The organism is Acidithiobacillus sp. AMEEHan, assembly GCF_030996345.1.
GTDB lineage: Bacteria > Pseudomonadota > Gammaproteobacteria > Acidithiobacillales > Acidithiobacillaceae > Igneacidithiobacillus.
The window spans coordinates 2,512,120-2,532,819 of record NZ_CP118747.1 but is presented as its reverse complement, the minus strand read 5'-3'; the positions used below and the strand labels follow the sequence as shown (position 1 = coordinate 2,532,819).

The window sequence follows — 20,700 nt, the reverse complement described above, 5'->3', positions numbered from 1 at the left end:
GAGCGCGGCGCAACGACGGGCCTAGAGGATGTGCCCTTTCGCCCGCCTGCGACTCAGACTAAGCTGGAAGCTTGCAATAGAGCGAGAGCGAGATGGAAAAACGGCAACTGGCACTGGAAAGCCTGTTTCCCCCGCAAGGCGATCAGCCCAAGGCCATTGAAGGTTTGGTACGGGGGCTGCAGGCCGGGGAGTTTTTCCAGACCCTGCTTGGGGTGACGGGCTCTGGGAAGACCTTCACCATGGCCAACGTGATCGCGCAGACGCAGCGGCCCGCCATCGTCATGGCCCCGAACAAGACCCTGGCGGCGCAGCTCTACGCCGAACTACGCGCCTTCTTTCCCCACAACGCGGTCGAGTATTTCGTCAGCTATTACGATTACTACCAGCCCGAGGCCTATGTGCCGTCCTCCGATACCTTCATCGAGAAGGATGCCTCCATCAACGACCACATCGAACAGATGCGCCTGTCGGCGACCAAGGCCTTGCTCGAACGACCGGATGTGATCATCGTTGCCACCGTGTCTGCGATTTATGGTTTGGGCGATCCGGCGGCCTATCACCGCATGATCCTGCATCTGCGGGAAGGCGACCAGATGGAGCAGCGCGCCATCCTGCGGCGTCTTGCCGATATGCAATACAGTCGTGATCCTCTCGAGCTCAAGCGCAGTACTTTTCGTGTGCATGGCGATGTCATCGATATCTGGCCGGCAGAAAGCGAGGATGAGGCAGTGCGGGTCGAGCTCTTTGGCGACGAAATCGAGCGGGTTTCCCTCTTCGATCCTCTAACCGGCAAGACCATCACCCGCCTGGCGCGCTACACCGTCTATCCGAAGAGTCATTACGTGACCCCCCGCGAGACCATCCTCGCTGCCCTCGAACAGATCAAGGACGAGTTACGCGAGCGCCTGAAAACCCTGCGCGCAGCCAACAAGCTGGTGGAGGCGCAGCGTCTGGAACAGCGCACCCGTTTCGATTTGGAAATGATGGCGGAACTGGGTTACTGCTCCGGCATCGAAAATTACTCCCGCTACCTCTCTGGGCGGGCGCCGGGGCAGCCTCCGCCAACCCTGATGGATTACCTGCCGGCCAACGCCTTGTTGTTCATCGACGAGTCCCACGTGACCGTACCGCAGTTTGGTGGCATGTATCGCGGCGACCGTTCGCGCAAGGAAACTCTGGTGGAGTACGGTTTTCGTCTGCCTTCGGCCCTCGACAATCGGCCACTGATGTTCGAAGAGTTCGAGCGTCTCATGCCGCAGACCATCTTCATCTCCGCCACGCCCGGCCCCTACGAGCTGGAACACTCCAGCGCCGTCGTCGAGCAACTGGTACGCCCCACGGGGCTGGTCGATCCCGAGGTGGAAGTGCGCCCGGCGCAAGGGCAGGTAGACGATCTGGTGACGGAGATCCATCGGGTGATCGCCAGTGGCTGGCGCATTCTCGTCACTACCCTCACCAAACGCATGGCCGAGGACCTCACCGACTATCTGCACGAACTCGGCATCCAATGTCGTTATCTGCATTCCGACATCGAGACGGTGGAACGGGTGGAGATCATCCGCGATCTGCGCGCCGGGGTCTTTGATGTATTGATTGGCATCAACCTGTTGCGGGAGGGGCTCGACATGCCCGAGGTGGCCCTCGTGGCCATCCTCGACGCCGACAAGGAAGGTTTCCTGCGTTCCGAACGTTCTTTGGTGCAGACCATCGGTCGGGCCGCACGCAACTTGCACGGGCGTGCCATCCTCTATGCCGATGTGGTGACGGGATCGATGGAGCGCGCCATGCGCGAGACGGAACGTCGCCGCGAGAAGCAGCTCGCCTTCAATGCGGAACATGGCATCATTCCCAAGGGCATCCACAAGCCCGTGGCCGACATCATCGAGGGGGTCTATCACCGCGGTGGCAAGGGCCGCGCCAAGGCTGCCGAGCCGGTGGCTACCTACGCGTCCGATGATCCGCAAAAATTGGCGAAGCAGATCAAAAGCCTGGAAGAGCAGATGTACCGGCACGCGCGTAACCTCGAATTTGAGGAGGCAGCGCGTCTGCGCGATCAGATTCACCAGTTGCAGGCCCGCCTCTTCGGGCCGGAGGCGACAGTGGCCAGCTGATGAATTTTGCGAGGGGCTTGCCCTTGACCTATAATCTACCGACTGGTTGGTATTTATAAGGAGATGCTCATGAGTTCTGTGAAAGCCTATGCCGCGCAGGCCGCTGATACACCGTTGGCTCCCTTCGTCATCGATCGCCGCGAGCCTGCCCCGGATGACGTACAGATCGACATCCTGTACTGCGGGGTTTGTCATTCGGATCTGCATACCGCGCGCAACGAGTGGCATAACACCCTCTATCCCTCGGTGCCGGGGCACGAAATCGTTGGTCGGGTAACGGCAGTCGGTAGCGCCGTCAGCAAGTTCAAGGTTGGCGAGCTGGCGGGGGTGGGCTGTATGGTCGATAGCTGTGGCCATTGCAGTTCTTGTCACGAGGGCGACGAACAGTATTGCGAGAACGGTTTTACCGGCACCTACAATGGCCCCGTTTTTGGGGGAGAGAACACCTATGGCGGCTACTCGCAACGTATCGTCGTCAAGGAGTCCTTCGTCCTCAAAATTGCCCATGACGAAAAGGATCTGGCGCGCGTCGCTCCCCTGCTCTGTGCCGGAATCACCACCTACTCGCCACTGCGACATTGGAAGGTTGGGCCGGGCATGACGGTTGGTATCGTCGGCCTCGGCGGATTGGGTCACATGGGAGTAAAGTTGGCCCATGCCATGGGAGCTCATGTAGTGCTCTTTACCACTTCGCCGGGTAAGGCCGAGGATGCCAAGCGTCTCGGTGCCGATGAAGTCTGCATATCCAAAGATGCCGAGCAGATGGCCAAGCAGGCAAACCGCTTCGATTTCATTCTCAATACCGTGGCAGCGCCGCATGATATCAATGGCTTTTTGCAGCTCCTGAAGCGCGACGGCACCATGACCTTGGTCGGTGTTCCGGAGCATCCGCATCCCTCACCCGAGGTGGCAAGTCTGATCTTCAAGCGTCGCAGTCTTGCCGGCTCCCTCATCGGCGGCATCGCGGAAACCCAGGAAATGCTCGATTTCTGCGCCCAGCATGGGATTGGTTCCGATGTCGAAGTCATTCCCATGGACTATATCAACACCGCCTACGAGCGCATGCTGAAAAGCGATGTGAAATATCGTTTCGTCATCGATATGGCCAGCCTGAAATAGACTGAGCCTGATGGAGTCCAGATGTCGGCCTCGACATTGTTTGTCTGGCCGGATTTGGCTACCATGCAGGCGTTTTTGCAAAGCGACTGAGGAGCACGATGACCAAGTATATTTTTGTCACCGGCGGGGTCGTCTCCTCTCTCGGTAAAGGTGCAGCGGGTGCGGCCCTGGGGGCGTTACTGGAAGCGCGCGGCCTGCGGGTGACCATGCTCAAGCTCGACCCGTACATCAACGTCGATCCGGGGACCATGAGCCCCTTCCAGCATGGCGAAGTCTTTGTCACTGCGGATGGCGCCGAGACCGACCTCGACCTCGGGCATTACGAGCGTTTCCTTTCCACGCGCATGAGCAAGCGCAACAACTTCACTACTGGCCTCGTCTACCAGACGGTCATCGAGAAAGAGCGCCGCGGCGACTACCTTGGGCGCACGGTGCAGGTTATTCCCCACATCACGGACGAAATCAAGCGCCGCGTTCGCCTCGGTGCAGAGGGAGCGGACGTTGCCGTGGTCGAGATTGGCGGCACCGTGGGCGACATCGAGTCCCAGCCCTTCCTCGAAGCCATTCGCCAGATGGCGGTGGAGGAGGGGCGAGGGAACAGTCTCTTCTTGCATCTCACCCTGGTGCCCTACCTGCCCTCGGCGGGGGAAATGAAGACCAAGCCGACCCAACATTCCGTGCGCGAGCTGCGTGCCATTGGCATCCAGCCTGACGTCCTGCTTTGCCGCGCCGACCGTCCCATCCCGGAAGATCATCGCGCCAAGATTGCGCTCTTTTCCAACCTGCCGGATCGCGCGGTGATCTCCGCTATCGACACCGACAGCATTTATCGTATTCCCTTGCTCTTCCATGCCCAGGGCCTCGATGACCTGGTGGTAGAGAACCTGCAGCTATCGGCCGGGCAGCCCAATCTCTCCGTCTGGCGGGGGATCATCGATGCCCTCGAGCATCCCGAGGGTGAGCTGTGTATTGCCCTGGTGGGCAAGTATGTGGGCCTCACGGAATCCTATAAATCCCTCTCTGAGGCGCTGCTCCACGCCGGCCTGCGGGCGCGACGCAAGATCCGTTTTTTGTATGTGGATGCGGAAGAAATCGAAGAAAAGGGGCCGGAGTGTCTGGCGGATGCCGACGCCATTCTGGTGCCAGGTGGTTTTGGCGGACGTGGTACGGAGGGAAAAATCCGTGCCATCCGCCATGCGCGCGAACAGCGTATCCCTTATCTCGGAATCTGTCTGGGCATGCAGTTGGCCGTCGTCGAGTTCGCCCGCCACTGTGCAGGATTGTCCAATGCCAACAGTACCGAACTCGATCCCAACACCCCGGCGCCAGTGATCACCTTGATGCAGCGCTGGACCGATCCCAATGGCCAGGTGGCTTACCGGGAAGAGGGCGGGAATTTGGGCGGTACCATGCGCCTTGGCGCACAAACCTGCATTCTCGAGGCCGGAAGTCTGGCCGAACGTGCCTACGGGCGGCGGGAAATCGAAGAGCGTCATCGCCATCGTTTTGAATTCAACAATCGCTATCTGCAGCCTCTGGCCGCAGCGGGGCTGCGCTTCTCGGGTCGCTCCGTCGACGGGGCACTGGTGGAGGTGGTTGAGCTACCGGATCATCCCTGGTTTCTGGGCTGTCAGTTCCATCCAGAGTTCACCAGCAATCCGCGTGAGGGTCATCCGCTCTTCGATGCCTTTGTCAGTGCCGCCCAGAGCTACCGGGCCCAGGAGGGCCGCCAATGAAATTACTGGGATTTCCCGTTGGATTGCACCAGCCGTTTTTTTTGATTGCCGGGCCCTGCGCCATCGAGAGCGAGGATCTGGCACTGCGCAGCGCGCAGACTCTGCGCGAAATTTGCGAGCGCCTCGGCATCCATCTCATCTACAAGAGTTCTTATGACAAGGCCAATCGCTCCTCCGGGGAAAGTTTTCGCGGGCCGGGGATGGAGGAAGGCCTGCGGATCCTGCAGAAGGTGCGTAGCGAGATCGCTGTGCCCGTGCTCACCGACGTGCACGAAAAGGAAGACGTAGTGGCGGTGGCCCAGGCGGTAGATGTGTTGCAGACCCCCGCTTTTCTCTGCCGTCAGACCGACTTCATTCAGGCGGTCGCGGCGACAGGCAAGCCCGTCAACATCAAGAAGGGTCAGTTTCTCGCTCCCTGGGACATGGTCAATGTGGTCGCCAAGGCCAAGGCGACGGGCAACGAAGACATCCTCGTCTGTGAGCGTGGGGTCAGTTTTGGGTATAACAATCTGGTTTCGGATATGCGCTCCTTGGCCGTGATGCGCAAAACCGGCTGCCCGGTAGTCTTTGATGCGACCCACTCGGTGCAGCTACCAGGGGGACAGGGCGATCGTTCCGGTGGACAGCGCGAGTTTGTCCCCGTGCTCGCCCGGGCAGCAGTAGCCGCCGGGGTGGCCGGCTTGTTCATGGAAACCCATCCCGATCCTCGCTGCGCCCTCTCCGATGGCCCGAATGCTTGGCCTTTGGGGCAGATGGAGTCCCTGCTGCGGGTGCTACAGCGCATTGACGTTGCCGTCAAGGCGCAAGATTTCCCTGAAGACCATCCTGAGGAGTTACTACCATGACCGCCATCGTCCAGATCCATGCCCGAGAAGTGCTCGATTCCCGCGGCAATCCCACTGTCGAAGCCGAAGTAACCCTCGAAAATGGCGCCATGGGTCGGGCCATCGTGCCCAGTGGCGCCTCCACTGGTGAGCGTGAGGCCGTCGAACTGCGTGACGGTGGCGAGCGTTTTGGCGGCAAGGGGGTGCGCAAGGCGGTCGAAAACGTGAACGGCGAAATCCAGGATCTTCTTCTCGGCATGGAGGTGGAGAATCAGGCGGAACTCGATGCCGAGCTCTGCGCCCTGGACGGTACGGGCAACAAGTCGCGCCTGGGCGCCAATGCGATCCTCAGTGTCTCCCTCGCCTGCGCCCATGCGGCAGCACGCTCTCTGGGACTGCCCTTTTATCGCTATATAGGCGGACTGGGGCCGATCCAGTTGCCGGTACCGATGATGAACGTCATCAATGGCGGTGCTCATGCCGATAATGCCATCGATATGCAGGAGTTCATGCTCATTCCCGCTGGCGCGGAGTCCTTTTCTGAGTCCTTGCAGATGGGAGTCGAGGTCTTCCATCGACTGAAGGCGGTGTTGCATGGTCGAGGCTTGGCCACGACCGTGGGCGATGAGGGCGGCTTTGCCCCCAATCTGCCGTCCAACGAGGCGGCTCTGGAGTTGCTCGTCGAAGCCATCAGCCAGGCCGGCTATACCCCAGGCGAGGATATCTGGCTGGGCATGGACGCAGCATCCAGCGAATTTTTCCGCGACGGGCACTATCATCTGAGCAGTGAAGGCCGCTCGCTGGACAGCGGACAATTTGTCGATTACCTCAATGATTTGGTCGACCGTTATCCCATCCTCAGCATCGAAGATGGCATGGATCAGAACGATTGGGAAGGCTGGGTGCAGCTCACCGATCGTCTAGGCGATCGTCTGCAACTCGTTGGCGATGATATCTTCGTCACCAATACGAGTATTCTGCGGGAGGGCATCGATCGCGGAGTGGGTAACAGTATTCTGATCAAACTCAATCAAATCGGCACCCTGACCGAGACCCTGGCGGCCATCGAAATGGCCAAGACGCATTGTTATACCGCCATCGTGTCGCATCGTTCTGGTGAAACCGAAGATACCACCTTGGCGGATCTGGCGGTGGCTACGGGGTGTGGGCAGATCAAGACCGGCTCCCTGTCGCGCACCGATCGGGTGGCCAAATATAACCGCCTGCTGCGTATTGAAGAGGAACTTGCCGATGCTGCGCGCTTCCCGGGACTTGCAGCTTTTTACAATCTGGACTAATACTGTAGCCGACCAGCTACTGTTTCATAGCAAAGGATGTCATGGCCGTCGTTTGGGATGCTTCTTTGGATTCGGCTCGCGCTGCGGTTTCCCGCATCGGCGGGCTGGGTCGCGTCGATTGGCTCCTTATTGCGGTCCTGGTGGGTCTGCAGTACTTCCTATGGTTCGGGGTGGGTAGCTGGTGGACTGTAGCGAAGCTGCATTCCCAGGTGGGACAGCGCCAGAGCGATGTACAGAGACTGGAAAAACGGAACGACAAGCTCGCCGCTGAGGTCCTCAGTCTGCAAAATGATTCTGCTGCGGTCGCCGGCCTGGCACGGCGAAACCTCGGCTTGGTCGGCAAGAACGAAGTCTTTGTCTGGGTGATCCCTTCTGCCAGGTCTGACTGAGCCTGCGAGCCAGCTCTGGCGGAGTCGTAGAAACAGAAAGCCCGCCATCGGCGGGCTTTCTGCTGGCGGAGCCTTAGCCGTTCAAGCGCGGTCGATATAGCTTCCGTCGACGGTGTTGACGCGGATCTTTTCGCCATTGTTGACAAACTGCGGTACCTGCACGGTGATACCGGTCTCCATTCGCGCTGGCTTGTAGGAGCCAGTGGCCGTCTGCCCCTTGATGGCGGGTTCGGCTTCGACCACTTCCAAAATGACGACGGGAGGCAGTTCGACGCCAATCGGGCGCTCATTGTGCAGGTTGACCTGAATCTCGGTATTGGGCAAAAGATAACCGGTCTGGCCCTCGAGAAGGTCCTCGTTCAAAGTCATCTGTTCGAAGCTTTCGTTATCCATGAAGACATAGCCAGTACCGTCATTGTAGAGGTACTGCATCTTGCGCGGCTCGACCACCGCCTTCTCCATCTTTTCTTCCGAGCGGAAGCGCTGGTTGGTCTTGGTACCAGTTTCAATATTTTTCATCTCCGCCTGCACAAAGGCTCCACCCTTGCCGGGCTTGACGAAATCGGTCTTGAGTACGCGCCACAGGCCCTTTTCGTATTCGAGGATGTTGCCGGGGCGGATATCGAAAGCGGAGATTTTCATGTGCAGTCCTGTGAGGCATTCCCTTTACTGGGCGCGGATTGTACCCTAGAGCCATTATTCTGACCAGCGAGGCCCTCATGTCAGCGCGTACCCAGCCCGTGGAAATTCGTCCCCTCATGCTCAGCAAGGTGATGGAGATTGACTGGGGCGATGGTCACACGAGTCGTCTGACCTTTGAACGCCTACGCGTCGAGTGCCCCTGTGCCGAGTGTAAGGGTCATACCCCGGATCAGGCACAGGTCATTACCGGGAAAGAGGAGATCCAACTCGTGGATATCCAGCCTGTCGGTAATTATGCCGTGCAGCTACACTTCAGTGATGGACATGGAACCGGTATCTACACTTGGGACTACTTGCGTCGCCTCGATGCAACCCAGTCCGACTGAGTCGAGGGAGGCCACGCTGCTGCGGGAGGCGGAGCAGCCCTTCGTCCTGGCGGATTTTCTGCGGCAGCTGAGTGCCGGTCCAGGCATTTATCAAATGTTTTCCGGCGCAGGCCAGATCCTCTATGTGGGTAAGGCGCGTAACCTGAAGCGCCGCGTCAGCTCCTATTTCCATAAGAATCGCCACAGTCCCAAGACCCATGCCATGCTGCAGCAGGTGGAGCGGGTAGAGGTGATTCATACCCACACCGAAACCGAGGCCCTGGTTCTCGAGGCGCAGCTCATCAAGCGCCACCATCCGCCCTACAACATCTTGCTTCGCGATGATAAGAGTTATCCCTACCTGCTGATCGAGACGAGTAGTGCGTTTCCGCGCATGGGGTTTCATCGCGGTGCACAGCGGGCCAAGGGGCAGTATTTTGGCCCCTATCCGGCGGTCAGCTCCTTACGCGAAAGTATGGTCCTGCTGCAAAAGGCATTCCGCCTGCGCACCTGCGAAGACAGCGTGTTCAGCAATCGCAGCCGGGCCTGTCTGCACTTTCAGATCCGCCGTTGCAGTGGTCCTTGTGTTGGGCACATCAGTCAGACTGACTATGCTGCGGATGTCAGGGCCGCGCTGCAGTTTCTGCAGGGGCGCAGCGACGAAGTGTTGCAGGGACTGCAACAGCGTATGCAGTCCGCTGCGGAAAATCTTGCCTTCGAGGAGGCAGCACGCCTGCGGGATCAGGTAGCCGCCCTGTCCAAGATTCAGGAACGGCAGTACGTCGCCCAGTCCGGCGGTGGCGATTTCGATGTGCTTGCCGCCGTCGAAGAAAATGGCCAGTGGTGTATCTATCTCAGCTTCTTGCGGCATGGTAGACAGCTGGGTGGGCGCTCGATCTTTCCCAGGCATGCCGAAGGCGTGCGTGGGCCGGAAATGATGGCGGCCTTTCTCGGACAGTACTACGCCGATCGGGAAATTCCGGGCAATCTGCTGCTCAATCTGTTGCCGCGGGGTGCTGCGGCGCTACAGACGGCGCTGAGCGAGTTGGCCGGGCGCAAGGTGCTGCTCGACCAACCGCAGCGCGGCCCGCGCAAGCGCTGGATGCTGATGGCTGAAACCAACGCGCGCCTTGCGCTGCGCGCACGGGCGCAGCATGTTGGCCAGGGGCGACGGCGTATGCAGCTTCTGCAGGAGCTCTTCGCCCTGGAGGAAACCCCACAGCGCCTGGAGTGTTTCGATATCAGCCACACCCGTGGGGAGGCGGCAACCGCCTCCTGCGTGGTCTTCGATGCCGACGGCGCCCGCAAGGATGCCTATCGCCGTTTCAACATCAAAGGGATCACCCCGGGAGATGATTACGCCGCCATGGAGCAGGCAGTGCTGCGTCGCTATGTGCGATTGCAGGACGAAGGCCAGAGTCTTCCGGACATTGTCTTCATCGATGGCGGACCAGCACAATTGGCGCGCGCTGCGGCTGCGCTCGCTGAGCTGGGGATCGACAGTATCCAACTCTGCGGCGTGTCCAAGGGCAGTAGTCGGCGCCCCGGTCTGGAATGCTTGCATGCACCGCAGTGGCCGCTACCTCGGCAACTCGCCGCCGATGATCCCGCTCTGCTGGTCATTCAGGAGATTCGTGATGAGGCGCACCGCTTTGCCATCACTGGCCATCGGGCGCGGCGCGCGAAAGCACGACAGGAGTCGGAGCTCGATGCCATTGGTGGTATTGGTCCCAAACGACGTGGCGCCTTGTTGCGCAGTTTTGGGGGTCTGCGCGGCATCCGCGATGCGGGGATTGACGATCTGCAGCGGGTAGAAGGGATTCGCCGCGAACTCGCCGAACGAATCTATGACCATTTCCATCCGGGGGCCCGGCCATGATGGCGCGTTTGCCCAATTTTTTGACCATGTTGCGGGTTCTGCTCATCCCGGTCTTCGTCCTGCTGTTTTTTCTGGGTGGTGCGGAGCGCAGCTACGGGGCGACCGCCATCTTCGCTTTTGCCGCTCTCACCGACTGGGCGGATGGCTACCTCGCGCGTCGCTATAACGGCGTTTCACCCTTTGGCACCTTCCTCGATCCGGTGGCCGACAAACTCATGGTCGCCACCGCCCTGGTCCTGATTTGTGCCAGCGGCGAAATGCCGGCGGTCCTTGCGGGTATCCTCACCAGCATCATTGTCGGCCGGGAGATCACCATCTCGGCGCTGCGCGAGTGGATGGCTGAGCTGGGTGAGCGCAAGAAGGTTTCCGTGTCCTGGCTGGGGAAGATCAAGGCCACCCTGCAAATGCTTGCCATCGTTTTCCTGTTGTATGCCGGGCCGGTGGCTTGGGGAATGGCCGCGCGTGACATTGGCATTGCCCTGCTTCTGGTTGCGGCGGCGATGACCCTGTGGAGCATGATCGAGTATCTACGTGCCGCCTGGCCGAGCCTGATGGGCAGACGGGTCGCTGACTAGCAGCATGGCAGGGTCCCAGCTCACCCTTGTCCATAGCCAGCGCGCCGAAGATCTGCGTGACCTGCTGGTGCAATGGTGTAGCCGGCATCCGCTGCCGCCGCTTCGTCGTGAAACGATCCTGGTGCAAAGCAATGGGGTGGCGGAGTGGCTGAAACTGGGCTTTGCCGCCGAGGGGATTGCCGCAGGTCTGGATTTCCTCCTGCCTGCGCAGTTTCTTTGGCGCGCCTATCGCGCCGTGTTGGGGCGTGAGGCGATTCCTGATACCTCGCCGTTCGACAAGGAGCAATTGCGTTGGCGACTTTTTCGCCTGCTGGAAGATCTGCCTGACCCGGTCTATGCGCCGTTACGTCGCTATTTGCAGAGGGATCCTGGGGGGCGAAGGCGGTTTCATCTGGCCGAACGGGTGGCAGATCTGTACGATCAGTATCAGGTGTATCGCGCCGACTGGCTGGCGGCCTGGGAGGAGGGCCGCGACAGTTTGCCCGCTCTCGACGGTGCGCAGCGCCCACTTCCTGCCCAGCAACGCTGGCAAGCCCATCTCTGGCGTGCTCTGCTCGCCGATCTGCAGACGAGCGCGACCGCCGGGGAATCGCGCGGCAAAATTCATCAACGATTCGTGCGTCGCTTGGCGGGACCAGGACCATGGCCGGAGCTGCCGCAGCGTCTCGTCGTCTTTGGCATCTCCTCCTTGCCGCAGCAAACCCTCTTTGCCCTGGCGGCGCTGGCAGAGCATCTGCCGGTACTGATCCTGGTGCTCGATCCGTGCGCCTATTATTGGGGCGATATCGTCACCGGGCACGATCTGCTGCGCCGGGAGGCGCGCGGCCGCAAGCGGTCGCGCCCAGGAGACGACTCCGGCGCGGTGATCGAACATGGGCATCCGCTGTTGGCTGCCTGGGGCAAGACGGGCAGAGACTATCTCGCCGCCCTCGAAGCGACCGCCAGCGCGCTGCGCTTGCAAGTGACGGACGAACGTATCGAACTGTTCCGGTCTGGCGAGACGCGCACCCTGCTGCAGCAATTGCAGGATGACATTCTTTTCCTGCGCCCGGCATCCGAAAGCCGCAGCCTGTGGCCGCCTATCGATCTCGCTTGCGACGATTCCCTGCGTTTTCATGTGGCGCATGGTCCCTTGCGGGAACTCGAGGTCCTGCAGGATCAGATTCTCGAATCGCTGCGCCTGGACGCCAGCCTGCGCCCACGTGACATCCTGGTGATGCTGCCAGCACTGGATGGCTATGCGGCGCGCATCGACGCAGTCTTTGGCCGCTATTCTGGGTCGGACCCGCGGCATTTGCCCTATCGTATCGTCGATGCGCCAGTCGTACGGCAAAACTCGCTTCTCCACGCCTTGGACCTGCTGCTCGGGTTGCCGCAGTCGCGATTGCCGGCCAGCATGCTTTGGGATCTGCTTGAGGTTTCCGCCTTGCGGCGGCGCTTTGGCATGGACGCCGAGGATGTTCTTCTGCTGCGCTCCTGGTTGCAGAGGGCGGGTGCTCGCTGGGGCTTGGATGATAACCAGCGGCAAAATCTGGGTCTGGGTGGCAAAGGACAGGTAGCACACACCTGGTTTTTTGCGCTGCAACGTCTCTTGCTCGGTTATGCCGTCGGTCATGGCGAGGCCTGCGGCGATTGGGAACCCAGCTATCTGCCGGTGGATTCAGCAGCGCGGCTGGCTCCTTTCATCGAGTTGTTGGCACGCATTTCTTATTGGCAGACCCGCTTGCAGACGCCGGCCACTCCAGAAGAATGGCAGGGCAAACTGGAGGAACTACTGGCCGATTTTTTCCTGGCGCAAGGCGAGGAAGAGCAAGAATTGTTGCTGGCGCAAGGTGCCCTGCAGGCATGGGTCGAAGAATGCGCGGCAGCGGGTCTGGCTGTGCCGCTCTCCCTCGAAATCCTCGGTGAGGCCTGGCGTGCTGCCATCGATGTCAAGGCAACGCGGGCTTCAGCATTCTTTTCCGGGGGTCTCACCTTTGCCACCCTGATGCCCATGCGCGCCATCCCTTTCCGACGGATCTATCTGCTGGGCATGAACGAGAAGGATTACCCGCGGCGGCAAATACCGTCGGAATTTGATCTGTTGCGCAGTGACTATCGCCCGGGCGACCGTTCGCGGCGGGAGGATGATCGCTATCTCTTTCTCGAAGCCCTGCTGTCCGCGCGCGACGCGCTGCAGATCTTCTGGTCTGGGCGCAGCCCGCGCGACGACAGCGAGGAGCCGCCTTCCGTTCTGGTGGCACAATTGCGTGACCATCTGGCGCGAATCTGGTCTGCCCGCCAGGGAAGCGAGGAGCTGCGCGGTGGTGGCTTGCTGGCCGCACTGACGACCAGTTATCCCCTGCAGGCTTTCAGTCAGCAATATCTCGGCGAAAATGCCTCGCACTTCACCTTTGCGCGGGAATGGTGGGAGCAAGACTCCGTGCCGGCGTCGGAAAAGCTTCTGCCGCTTGTGGAGCCGCGATCTCTGACCCTGCGCGACCTGCAGGAACTGGGAAAAAGGCCAGCGCGTTATTTCTTGCAGCAGGGGCTGGGCGTCCGCCTGCGCGAAAGCGATGCAGAAATCGCCGAAGACTCTGAACCCTTCGCCCTGGATACCCTGCAGCAATGGCAAATCCGCAGGGAGTTCATTCAGGCGCTGCAGCAGGAGACAGTAGACGCCGCTGGCGCTGCGGCGGTCCTGCGGCGCGAGTCGGCGCGCCAGTGGCGGCGTGGCGACCTGCCTCCCGGGGCGGTTGGCCGCTTGCTCGGCGAAGAACTGGCATGCGCCCTGGAACGGCCGCTGCAGCGCTATCTCGCCCTTGCCGAACGCTATGCTGAAGAGCTGCCACTGCAGGGCCTGTCTCTGCAGTACGCCGATACGGAGCTGGTGGGAGAGATCGATGGTCTGCGCCGCAGTGCCGATGGTGACCATGCCCTGCTCCGCTGGTCTGCCAGCAAGCTGGGTAGTGGCAAAAACATCGAATGGGCGAAGATCTGGCCATACTGGATCGAACATCTCGCATTGCATGCTGCAGACCGGATCGTCAGCACCCATCTCCTGGGCATGGATGCTGGCGATTTCCTTCTCGCGCCCGTGGACCCCGCCTGGGCACGCGCTCATCTCGCAGAGCTTGCCGAGCTCGCGTTGGAGGCGCGGCGGCGGCCGGTGCCCATGCTACTGCCGCTGCTGACTGCAGGTGATAAGGACGATGCCACGGGGCAGATCGATCTCCGCTCCGTCCGCAGGCTACACGCTGATCTCGTGCAACAGGACGAAGAGTTGCGACGGGTCTGGCCGCAAGTGCAGATGCTGCTGACCGACGACGCCGAGGAGCTGACAGACCTGCGCCGGCGTTTTCTTCGCCCTTTGCAGGACGCTGCGGAGAATGGCGTTCGGCTGCGCAAACAGGGGGACGGCAAGGCGTGACTGACAGCGATCTTCTCGACCCTCTGCGCTTTCCTCTGCGCGCTGGACGACGCCTGATCGAGGCCAGTGCCGGAACCGGCAAGACCTACACCATTGCCGCCCTCTACCTGCGCCTGGTGCTTGGGCATGATTGTGCGCGACCCTTCCTGCCGGAAGAGATTCTGGTGATGACCTTCACCAACGCCGCCACCCTCGAATTACGCGCTCGTATTCGCCGCCGCCTGCACGAGGCGGCAGGATTCTTTGCCGGCCAGAACGATAACGACGATGAATTCCTGCGGCAGTTGCGCAATGGCTATCCGCCAGAAGCCTGGCCAAGACTGGCCCGTCTTCTCGATGGTGCGGCGGAAGGGATGGACCAGGCCGCCATTTTTACCATCCATGCCTGGGCCCAACGGGTCCTGCAAGAGTATGCCTTTGCCAGCGGCAACGATTTTGCCTTGCAGGTGCTGACTGACGAACGGACGAGAGCGGTGGACTTGCTGCAGGATTATCTGCGTCTTTTCCTGCATCCTCTGCCATACCCAGAGATGAAGGAGTTGCGGCGTTGGGGGAAGGACCTTCTCGATCCCGAAGCGTTCCTGGGCGTGTTGCGCGAGTATCTCGACAGGAGCGAAGGTTTTTCCCTCGGGGAGGCACCCGCAGTCCTGCTGCACCGCTTGTGGGCAAGCGCCACGACCGAATTGGCCCGTCTGCGCATGGGTTTGGCGGAGCAGCTGGATTCTCTCGAGCATTGGCTGGACGAGTTGTGCAGCACCAAGCAGGTTGATGGAAGGAAGCTGAATGCCGGGCATTTTCGCAAATGGATGGCCGGTCTGCGGGCGTGGACGGCACAGCAGGATCTCGACGAACCCTCGCTGACGGATTCGGCTTGGCATCGCCTGAGTCTGGCGGGGATGCAGGAAGCCCAGCGTGGCGGCGGGCAGCTTACCCATCCAGCGCTGTTGCTGATCGAGGAGCTGCACACCTATCTCCATACGTTGCAAGAGCAGCGCGAAGAAGCCCGGGCGGCGCTTCTCACCCACGCCTTGGCGTGGATCGATGAGCGGAAACAGCAATTACGCGAAGAGCGCGGCGAAATCGACTTTCAGGGGATTCTGCGGCAGTTACGCAATGCCTTGCAGGGGGATGCTGGCAGAGTTCTGGCTACCCGCCTGGCTGAGCAATATCCCTGGGCCCTGGTGGACGAGTTTCAGGATACCGATCCCTACCAGTATGCCATTCTGGATACCATTTACCGGAGCGGGCAGGCAGAAGGCGGGCTGTTGCTCATTGGCGATCCCAAACAGTCCATCTACCGCTTTCGCGGTGGAGATCTGCACACCTATCTGCGCGCCCAGCGGGACTGCGGCACGGAAATCTATCGACTCGGCCGTAATTATCGCTCCAGCGAGCAGCTGGTGGCGGCCTTGAACGCCTTTTTCGTTACCCTGGAAGCGCGGTGCCCGCAAGGCGTCTTTGGCCTGCGGCAGGGAGAGGAGAATCCTGTCCCCTACCTGCCCGTAGACGCAGCGGGGCTGCAGGAAGAGTTTTTTCTCGCGGGAGAAGAGCTTCCCGCTCTGCAATTTGCTGTTCTAGCGGAGGATGTGGCAGGGAACAAGGGCGAATACACCGACTGCATGGCCGCTGCCTGTGCCGAGCGGATTGTCGCCCTGCTCTTGGCCGCCCGCAGCGGTCGGGCGGGGTTTCGTTCAGCTTCGGGCCAACGGACGCTGCAGCCCGCCGATCTTGCCGTGCTCGTCAATGAGCGCGCGGAGGCGGACAAGCTGCGCGCAGCTTTGCGTCACCGTGGGATAGCCAGTGTCTACCTCTCGGAGCAGCAATCGGTCTACGACAGCCCGGAAGCCGCGGATCTCGAACGCTTGCTCACGGCTTGCCTGGCTTACGACGATGAGCAGGCGGTGGGGACCGCCCTGGCTACCTCGCTACTCGGTCTCGCTTGGTCGGAGCTTGCCGCCTTGCGCCACGATGATCGGCTGCGCGAGGAGCGCCTGCTGCAATTTCGGCGCTACGCCGAGATCTGGCGGGAGCGCGGTGTGCTCCCCATGCTGCTGCGGCTTTCCCAGGACTTTTCCTTGCCCGCGCGGCTGTTGCATGGCGGGGTGCCGGGAGGGGAGCGGCGCTTGACCAATTTCCTGCACCTTGCCGAGCTCTTGCAGCATGCCGCGCAAGAATTGCAGGGCGAACACGCCGTGCTTCGTTTTTTGGCGGAGCAGCGGCAGAGCTCGGCAGGCCGCGATGAAGAGACCCTGCTGCGGCTGGAAAGCGATGCCGCTCTGGTGCGGGTGATCACCATCCATAAGTCCAAGGGGCTGCAATATCCCGTCGTGTTTTTACCATTCATGCTGAACGCCCGGACCGATTCCGGCAAACGCTTGCAGATCACCGAAGAGCGGGGGAAGCGGGCATTGCGGCCAGCCGATGCTGCAGAGCAGGAACGTGCCGAGCGGGAACGCCTGCAGGAGGATATTCGCAAACTCTATGTGGCCCTGACGCGTGCCCAATTTGCCGTCTGGGTGGGGGTTGGCAGTTGCGCGGATGCACAACAATCGGCCCTGGCGCAACTACTTCTGGCAGCAGCCGAAGAGGGGAAGGGCTCTGCGGAACTGGTGCAGGATCTCTTCGCCCACGTTCCGCAGATCGGCACGACCCCGATCGCTCTGCCGGATCCCCCCAGCATCCTGCCGCCGCAGATCGCGCCGGCGCCCGAATGGCGCCCGCGCATTGCCAGAGTGCAGGAAAACGACTGGTGGATTGCCAGCTATTCGGCCTTACAGCGTGGCCATCATCATCCCGTGGAACGGTTTGCCGAGTTATGGGAAGAGGAGCAGACGGATGGATCGGTAGAGCCGGCTACGCACCTGCTGTTCCCGCCTGGAGCGGCGACGGGCATTCTCCTGCATGATCTCCTGCGCTGGATGGCGGAGCAGGGCTTTGCCGCCATTTCCCGAAATCCGCACATTCTGCGGGAGGAGATCCTGCGTCGTAGCCACGGTCAATCTTGGGCACAGCATGCGTCCGCGCTACAGGACTGGCTGTTGCGAATCCTCGCCCTGCCGCTCACCCTGGCAGAAGGGGAAACGGTCCGTTTGCAGGATCTGCAGGAGTATCAGGCGGAGATGGAGTTCTGGCTGCCAGTGCAGAACATCGATAGCGGCCAGATCGATCGCATCGTCAACGCCTTCCTCCTTCCCGACCTGCCGCGTCCCGCTCTGGATCCCCGTCGGCTCGGGGGAATGTTCAAGGGCTTCATCGATCTCGTGTTTTTCTGGAAGGATCGATTTTACCTTATTGATTACAAATCCAATGTGCTGGGTCTGGGGCCTGCCGCCTATACTCCGCTGGCGCTGAGCGATGCCCTGCTCGCGCAACGTTACGATCTGCAGCTGGGACTCTATCTGGTCGCCTTGCAGCGTCTGCTGCGCAGCCGGGGATGGGGGGGGAACCGGCGGGGGCCTTGGCATTGTTTCTGCGCGGTGTGGCAGAGGGGGGAGTGCCAGTATCTTGCTGCGGCCGGAGGCAGAATTTTATCCTGCTTTTGCGCCGCTTTTCGCGGCGCCCGAGGTCAGAACATGAAAATCCCAGCGCTGGACTGCCGGAGTGGTGGGCAAGATGCGCTCCGCCGCTTGCTTTGCGAAGCCGTCGAGCAGGCATGCCTGCGCCCGTGGGATGCGCAATTCGCCCTATTCCTGCGTAGCCTGGAGCCTGCGGCGCCGAGTGAGGTGCTGCTCGCCGCCGCGCTGTGCAGTAAGGAAGCCGCGCAGGGACAGGTATATCTGGATCTGCTGGCCGAAGCCATCCCAGAAAATCCTTTTTCTCAGCTGTGGTGGCCGCGCTTTGCCGAGTGGAAGGCTTGGCTGCACCAATGGCCGTCCTTGTTGGCAGCAGGGGAGGGGACGACGCCTCTGGTCCTGAGCGAGGGAAGACTTTATTTGCGACGCTTCTGGCAGGATGAACAGCGAATCGTCGAAGGAGTGCGCGCCCGGCTCGTGCCCCTGCCACTGCCAGCAGCGGATTTGGTTGCCGCCCAGCTTGACCGATTGTTCGCCGCGCCTTCGCTGCGGCCGGACTGGCAGCGCATTGCCTGTACCCTGATGTTGCGGCATCGGCTGGGGGTCATCAGTGGTGGCCCGGGAACCGGCAAGACCACCACGGTGTTGCGCCTTTTGCTTCTGCTGCAGGGGCTCGCCCTGCAGGGCGCCCTGCCGCAAGCACAGGGACCGTTGCGTATCCGTCTGGCAGCGCCGACCGGCAAGGCCGCTGCGCGCCTCAGTCAAAGCCTGGCCGAATCCTTAGACAGCCAAGCGCAGGATTTGGCGCGGCCGGAAGTCATCGCCCAGATCCCGCGGACGGTGGAAACCGTGCATCGTCTCCTAGGTCTACGCGCCGATGGTCGAGCTCGCCATCATCGCGGGCAAATGCTCGCTGCTGATCTACTGGTCATCGATGAAGCGTCCATGCTCAGCCAGGAGCTGATGGCCCGGATTCTCGACGCCCTAACGCCATCCTCCCGTCTGATCCTGCTCGGTGACAAGGATCAGCTCGCTTCGGTGGAAGCTGGGGCAGTCCTCGCAGAGCTCTGTGCCGATGCGGAATTGGCGCGCTATGACGAGGACACACGACGCTGGATTGCCGCCACCGCTGCCCATGTCATGCCCGCTCCCGAGACGGTGGGTAGCGCCCGCGAGCAATCCGTAGCCCTGCTGCGCCACAGCTATCGCTTCTCGGCGAGCAGTGGCATTGGCCGGCTCGCCGAACAGATCCGCCGTGGGCAGGACACGCGGATCGCCGCTTTGCTGGACGAGCCAGAATCTGATCTTCGCTGCTTCGTTCCCGCGAACCCGCAGGAACTCGATGCACTTCTATTGCATGGTTGGGGCGAAGACCAGACGGACGCGCCTGGTTACCTGCATTTTTTTCGCCAGATGCAGGCTGGCCTGCGCCGGCATTTGCCGCCCGAAGAACTCGCGCGGCAATGCCTGCAGGCATTTTCCGAGTTTCAGGTGCTCTGTGCGCGGCGCGATGGCCCCTGGGGGGTAGACGCAATGAATCGGCAAGTTACACGGCTCCTGCAGCGCCAGGGTGTTGTGCCACCCAACACCGAGTGGTTCGCCGGTCGGCCAGTGATCGTCACCCGCAATCTGTATGCTTTACAATTGATGAATGGCGAGGTTGGCATCACCTTGCCGCTCAGGTTGGCGGATGGTCGAACGGAGATGCGCGTCGCTTTTGCGGGTGCAAGCGGGGAGATCCGCTGGTTTTCGCCCTTGCGTCTGCGCGACGTGGAAACGGTTTTTGCCCTGACGGTACACAAATCCCAGGGTTCCGAATATCGCCATTGCGCTTTCCTGGCGGCAATGGAAGAACGGGATTTTCTCCATCGGGAATTGTTATACACCGCCGTCACGCGGGCGCGTTCGCGCTTGAGCCTTGCCATGGTTGGCGGTCAGGAACTTTTGCACGAGATGGTCGCTCATCCCCTGCGTCGCAGGCAACGGATGTTTAGTGGAGAACGGTATGAATGAGCAAAAAAGCAGTATGCGCTTGGCCCAGATCCTTGGTGGAACGGGGTTGATCCCCCTCATTGTCGCTGATATTGCTGCGGTGCGCGGTTATGGCCTCATTGCCGTAAGCCTGGGAAACATTTACGCCGCCATCATCCTCAGTTTTCTGGGTGCCATCCATTGGGGCCTTGCCCTGGATCGAACGCAGCGCGCCGATGAAGCTGGACCTTTACTGCTGTGGAGCGTCATCCCTGCGCTTTGGGGTTTTTTCGCCTTGTGGTGGTCGCCGCTGTTGGCAACGCTATTGCTCATGTTGGGATTCATTGCCCAATGGTTGGCCGATTATCGCTTGCAACGTCGCGGGATCTCCTGGCCGGGCTGGTTCTTTCCTCTGCGGAGCGCCCTGACCCTGGGGATCCTGATCCTGCTGGGGATTCTGGCGGCAGAGATCTACTCTTTTGCTGGATAAGGATTGACTCTGTAGCACGGTACAGGGGGTATTCTATCCTAACCAAGTTTCATTGCATGGAGGTGAGTGGTGGCGGAAATCCAGCTGAAGATTACCGGAATGACCTGTGAACATTGCGTGCGCGCGGCGACCCAGGCACTACGGTCGGTGCCTGGCGTGCAACAGGTGGAAGTCAGACTTCCCGATTCCGCGACCGTAGTCGGAGAGGTGGCGCTTGCGGACCTCCAGGCTGCTTTGGCAGAGGAAGGCTATCAGGCAACTGTACGGTAGGGATTGCGGTGGCCTGTCGCCAAAAGGCGACAGATTTTTCGCCGCAAGGAAGCCTTAACCCATTGATTTATAGTCTTAGAATTCTATTTTTCGCTCATATTCTGAAATTC

The 20,700-nt window shown here is 60.8% G+C and carries 14 protein-coding genes; 13 read left to right on the top strand and 1 reads right to left on the bottom strand.

Going from position 1 to position 20,700, the window contains the following annotated elements; genetic code table 11:
* Window positions 1–92: 92 nt before the first annotated feature.
* The 6 genes from uvrB to ORD17_RS12840 all read left to right on the top strand — a co-directional run bounded on the left by uvrB (window position 93) and on the right by ORD17_RS12840 (window position 7,477).
* The gene (gene uvrB, locus ORD17_RS12865; protein WP_308388877.1) at window positions 93–2,111 is read left to right on the top strand and encodes an excinuclease ABC subunit UvrB; all 2,019 of its coding nucleotides are present in this window, start codon (window positions 93–95) and stop codon (window positions 2,109–2,111) included.
* 69 nt (window positions 2,112–2,180) lie between these two features.
* Entirely contained in the window at window positions 2,181–3,230 is a 1,050-nt protein-coding gene (locus ORD17_RS12860) for an NAD(P)-dependent alcohol dehydrogenase (protein WP_308388876.1), read from the top strand.
* Between the two features lie 98 nt (window positions 3,231–3,328).
* Complete coding sequence (locus ORD17_RS12855) at window positions 3,329–4,966, top strand: CTP synthase (RefSeq protein ID WP_308388875.1); 1,638 nt, start codon at window positions 3,329–3,331, stop codon at window positions 4,964–4,966.
* On the top strand, window positions 4,963–5,811 hold the full coding sequence (gene kdsA, locus ORD17_RS12850; RefSeq protein ID WP_308388874.1) for a 3-deoxy-8-phosphooctulonate synthase: 849 nt from the start codon (window positions 4,963–4,965) through the stop codon (window positions 5,809–5,811). The genes ORD17_RS12855 and kdsA overlap by 4 nt, the downstream gene beginning before the upstream one ends.
* Complete coding sequence (gene eno / locus ORD17_RS12845; RefSeq protein ID WP_308388873.1) at window positions 5,808–7,088, top strand: phosphopyruvate hydratase; 1,281 nt, start codon at window positions 5,808–5,810, stop codon at window positions 7,086–7,088. The genes kdsA and eno overlap by 4 nt, the downstream gene beginning before the upstream one ends.
* 41 nt (window positions 7,089–7,129) lie before the next feature.
* Window positions 7,130–7,477, top strand: a complete 348-nt coding sequence (locus tag ORD17_RS12840; RefSeq protein WP_308388872.1) for a septum formation initiator family protein — start codon at window positions 7,130–7,132, stop codon at window positions 7,475–7,477.
* 81 nt (window positions 7,478–7,558) lie between these two features.
* Here the strand turns inward: ORD17_RS12840 and efp are convergent, their stop codons facing one another.
* The gene (gene efp, locus ORD17_RS12835; RefSeq protein WP_308388871.1) at window positions 7,559–8,119 is read right to left on the bottom strand and encodes an elongation factor P; all 561 of its coding nucleotides are present in this window, start codon (window positions 8,117–8,119) and stop codon (window positions 7,559–7,561) included.
* 77 nt (window positions 8,120–8,196) lie between these two features.
* On the opposite strand from efp, the gene ORD17_RS12830 reads away from it, so the two are divergent.
* The 7 genes from ORD17_RS12830 to ORD17_RS12800 all read left to right on the top strand — a co-directional run bounded on the left by ORD17_RS12830 (window position 8,197) and on the right by ORD17_RS12800 (window position 20,590).
* On the top strand, window positions 8,197–8,505 hold the full coding sequence (locus ORD17_RS12830) for a DUF971 domain-containing protein (protein ID WP_308388870.1): 309 nt from the start codon (window positions 8,197–8,199) through the stop codon (window positions 8,503–8,505).
* Window positions 8,486–10,363, top strand: coding sequence for an excinuclease ABC subunit UvrC (gene uvrC / locus ORD17_RS12825; protein WP_308388869.1), 1,878 nt, complete (start codon window positions 8,486–8,488; stop codon window positions 10,361–10,363). The genes ORD17_RS12830 and uvrC overlap by 20 nt, the downstream gene beginning before the upstream one ends.
* Complete coding sequence (gene pgsA / locus ORD17_RS12820; RefSeq protein ID WP_308388868.1) at window positions 10,360–10,938, top strand: CDP-diacylglycerol--glycerol-3-phosphate 3-phosphatidyltransferase; 579 nt, start codon at window positions 10,360–10,362, stop codon at window positions 10,936–10,938. Before uvrC ends, pgsA begins: the two co-directional genes overlap by 4 nt.
* A 4-nt stretch (window positions 10,939–10,942) precedes the next feature.
* A complete protein-coding gene (gene recC / locus ORD17_RS12815) occupies window positions 10,943–14,347 on the top strand; it encodes an exodeoxyribonuclease V subunit gamma (RefSeq protein ID WP_308388867.1) in 3,405 nt (1,134 codons plus the stop codon).
* Window positions 14,344–19,872: an exodeoxyribonuclease V subunit beta gene (recB, locus tag ORD17_RS12810; RefSeq protein WP_308388866.1), complete on the top strand. Its 5,529-nt coding sequence runs from the start codon at window positions 14,344–14,346 to the stop codon at window positions 19,870–19,872. The genes recC and recB overlap by 4 nt, the downstream gene beginning before the upstream one ends.
* Window positions 19,865–20,320, top strand: a complete 456-nt coding sequence (locus ORD17_RS12805) for a DUF3429 domain-containing protein (protein ID WP_308388865.1) — start codon at window positions 19,865–19,867, stop codon at window positions 20,318–20,320. The genes recB and ORD17_RS12805 overlap by 8 nt, the downstream gene beginning before the upstream one ends.
* A gap of 69 nt (window positions 20,321–20,389) precedes the next feature.
* Window positions 20,390–20,590 carry a cation transporter gene (locus ORD17_RS12800; protein ID WP_308388864.1) on the top strand — a complete coding sequence of 67 codons (201 nt, stop codon included), beginning with the start codon at window positions 20,390–20,392 and terminating at the stop codon, window positions 20,588–20,590.
* Window positions 20,591–20,700 lie beyond the last annotated feature (110 nt).

Excerpts from the sequence above, each read along its gene's own strand:
- recC (WP_308388867.1), top strand. The coding sequence starts at position 10,943 with ATGGCAGGGTCCCAGCTCACCCTTGTCCATAGCCAGCGCGCCGAAGAT.
- kdsA (WP_308388874.1), top strand. The coding sequence starts at position 4,963 with ATGAAATTACTGGGATTTCCCGTTGGATTGCACCAGCCGTTTTTTTTG.
- ORD17_RS12860 (WP_308388876.1), top strand. The coding sequence starts at position 2,181 with ATGAGTTCTGTGAAAGCCTATGCCGCGCAGGCCGCTGATACACCGTTG.
- ORD17_RS12830 (WP_308388870.1), top strand. The coding sequence starts at position 8,197 with ATGTCAGCGCGTACCCAGCCCGTGGAAATTCGTCCCCTCATGCTCAGC.
- efp (WP_308388871.1), bottom strand. The coding sequence starts at position 8,119 with ATGAAAATCTCCGCTTTCGATATCCGCCCCGGCAACATCCTCGAATAC.
- uvrB (WP_308388877.1), top strand. The coding sequence starts at position 93 with ATGGAAAAACGGCAACTGGCACTGGAAAGCCTGTTTCCCCCGCAAGGC.
- uvrC (WP_308388869.1), top strand. The coding sequence starts at position 8,486 with ATGCAACCCAGTCCGACTGAGTCGAGGGAGGCCACGCTGCTGCGGGAG.
- eno (WP_308388873.1), top strand. The coding sequence starts at position 5,808 with ATGACCGCCATCGTCCAGATCCATGCCCGAGAAGTGCTCGATTCCCGC.
- ORD17_RS12840 (WP_308388872.1), top strand. The coding sequence starts at position 7,130 with ATGGCCGTCGTTTGGGATGCTTCTTTGGATTCGGCTCGCGCTGCGGTT.
- pgsA (WP_308388868.1), top strand. The coding sequence starts at position 10,360 with ATGATGGCGCGTTTGCCCAATTTTTTGACCATGTTGCGGGTTCTGCTC.
- ORD17_RS12855 (WP_308388875.1), top strand. The coding sequence starts at position 3,329 with ATGACCAAGTATATTTTTGTCACCGGCGGGGTCGTCTCCTCTCTCGGT.
- ORD17_RS12805 (WP_308388865.1), top strand. The coding sequence starts at position 19,865 with ATGAATGAGCAAAAAAGCAGTATGCGCTTGGCCCAGATCCTTGGTGGA.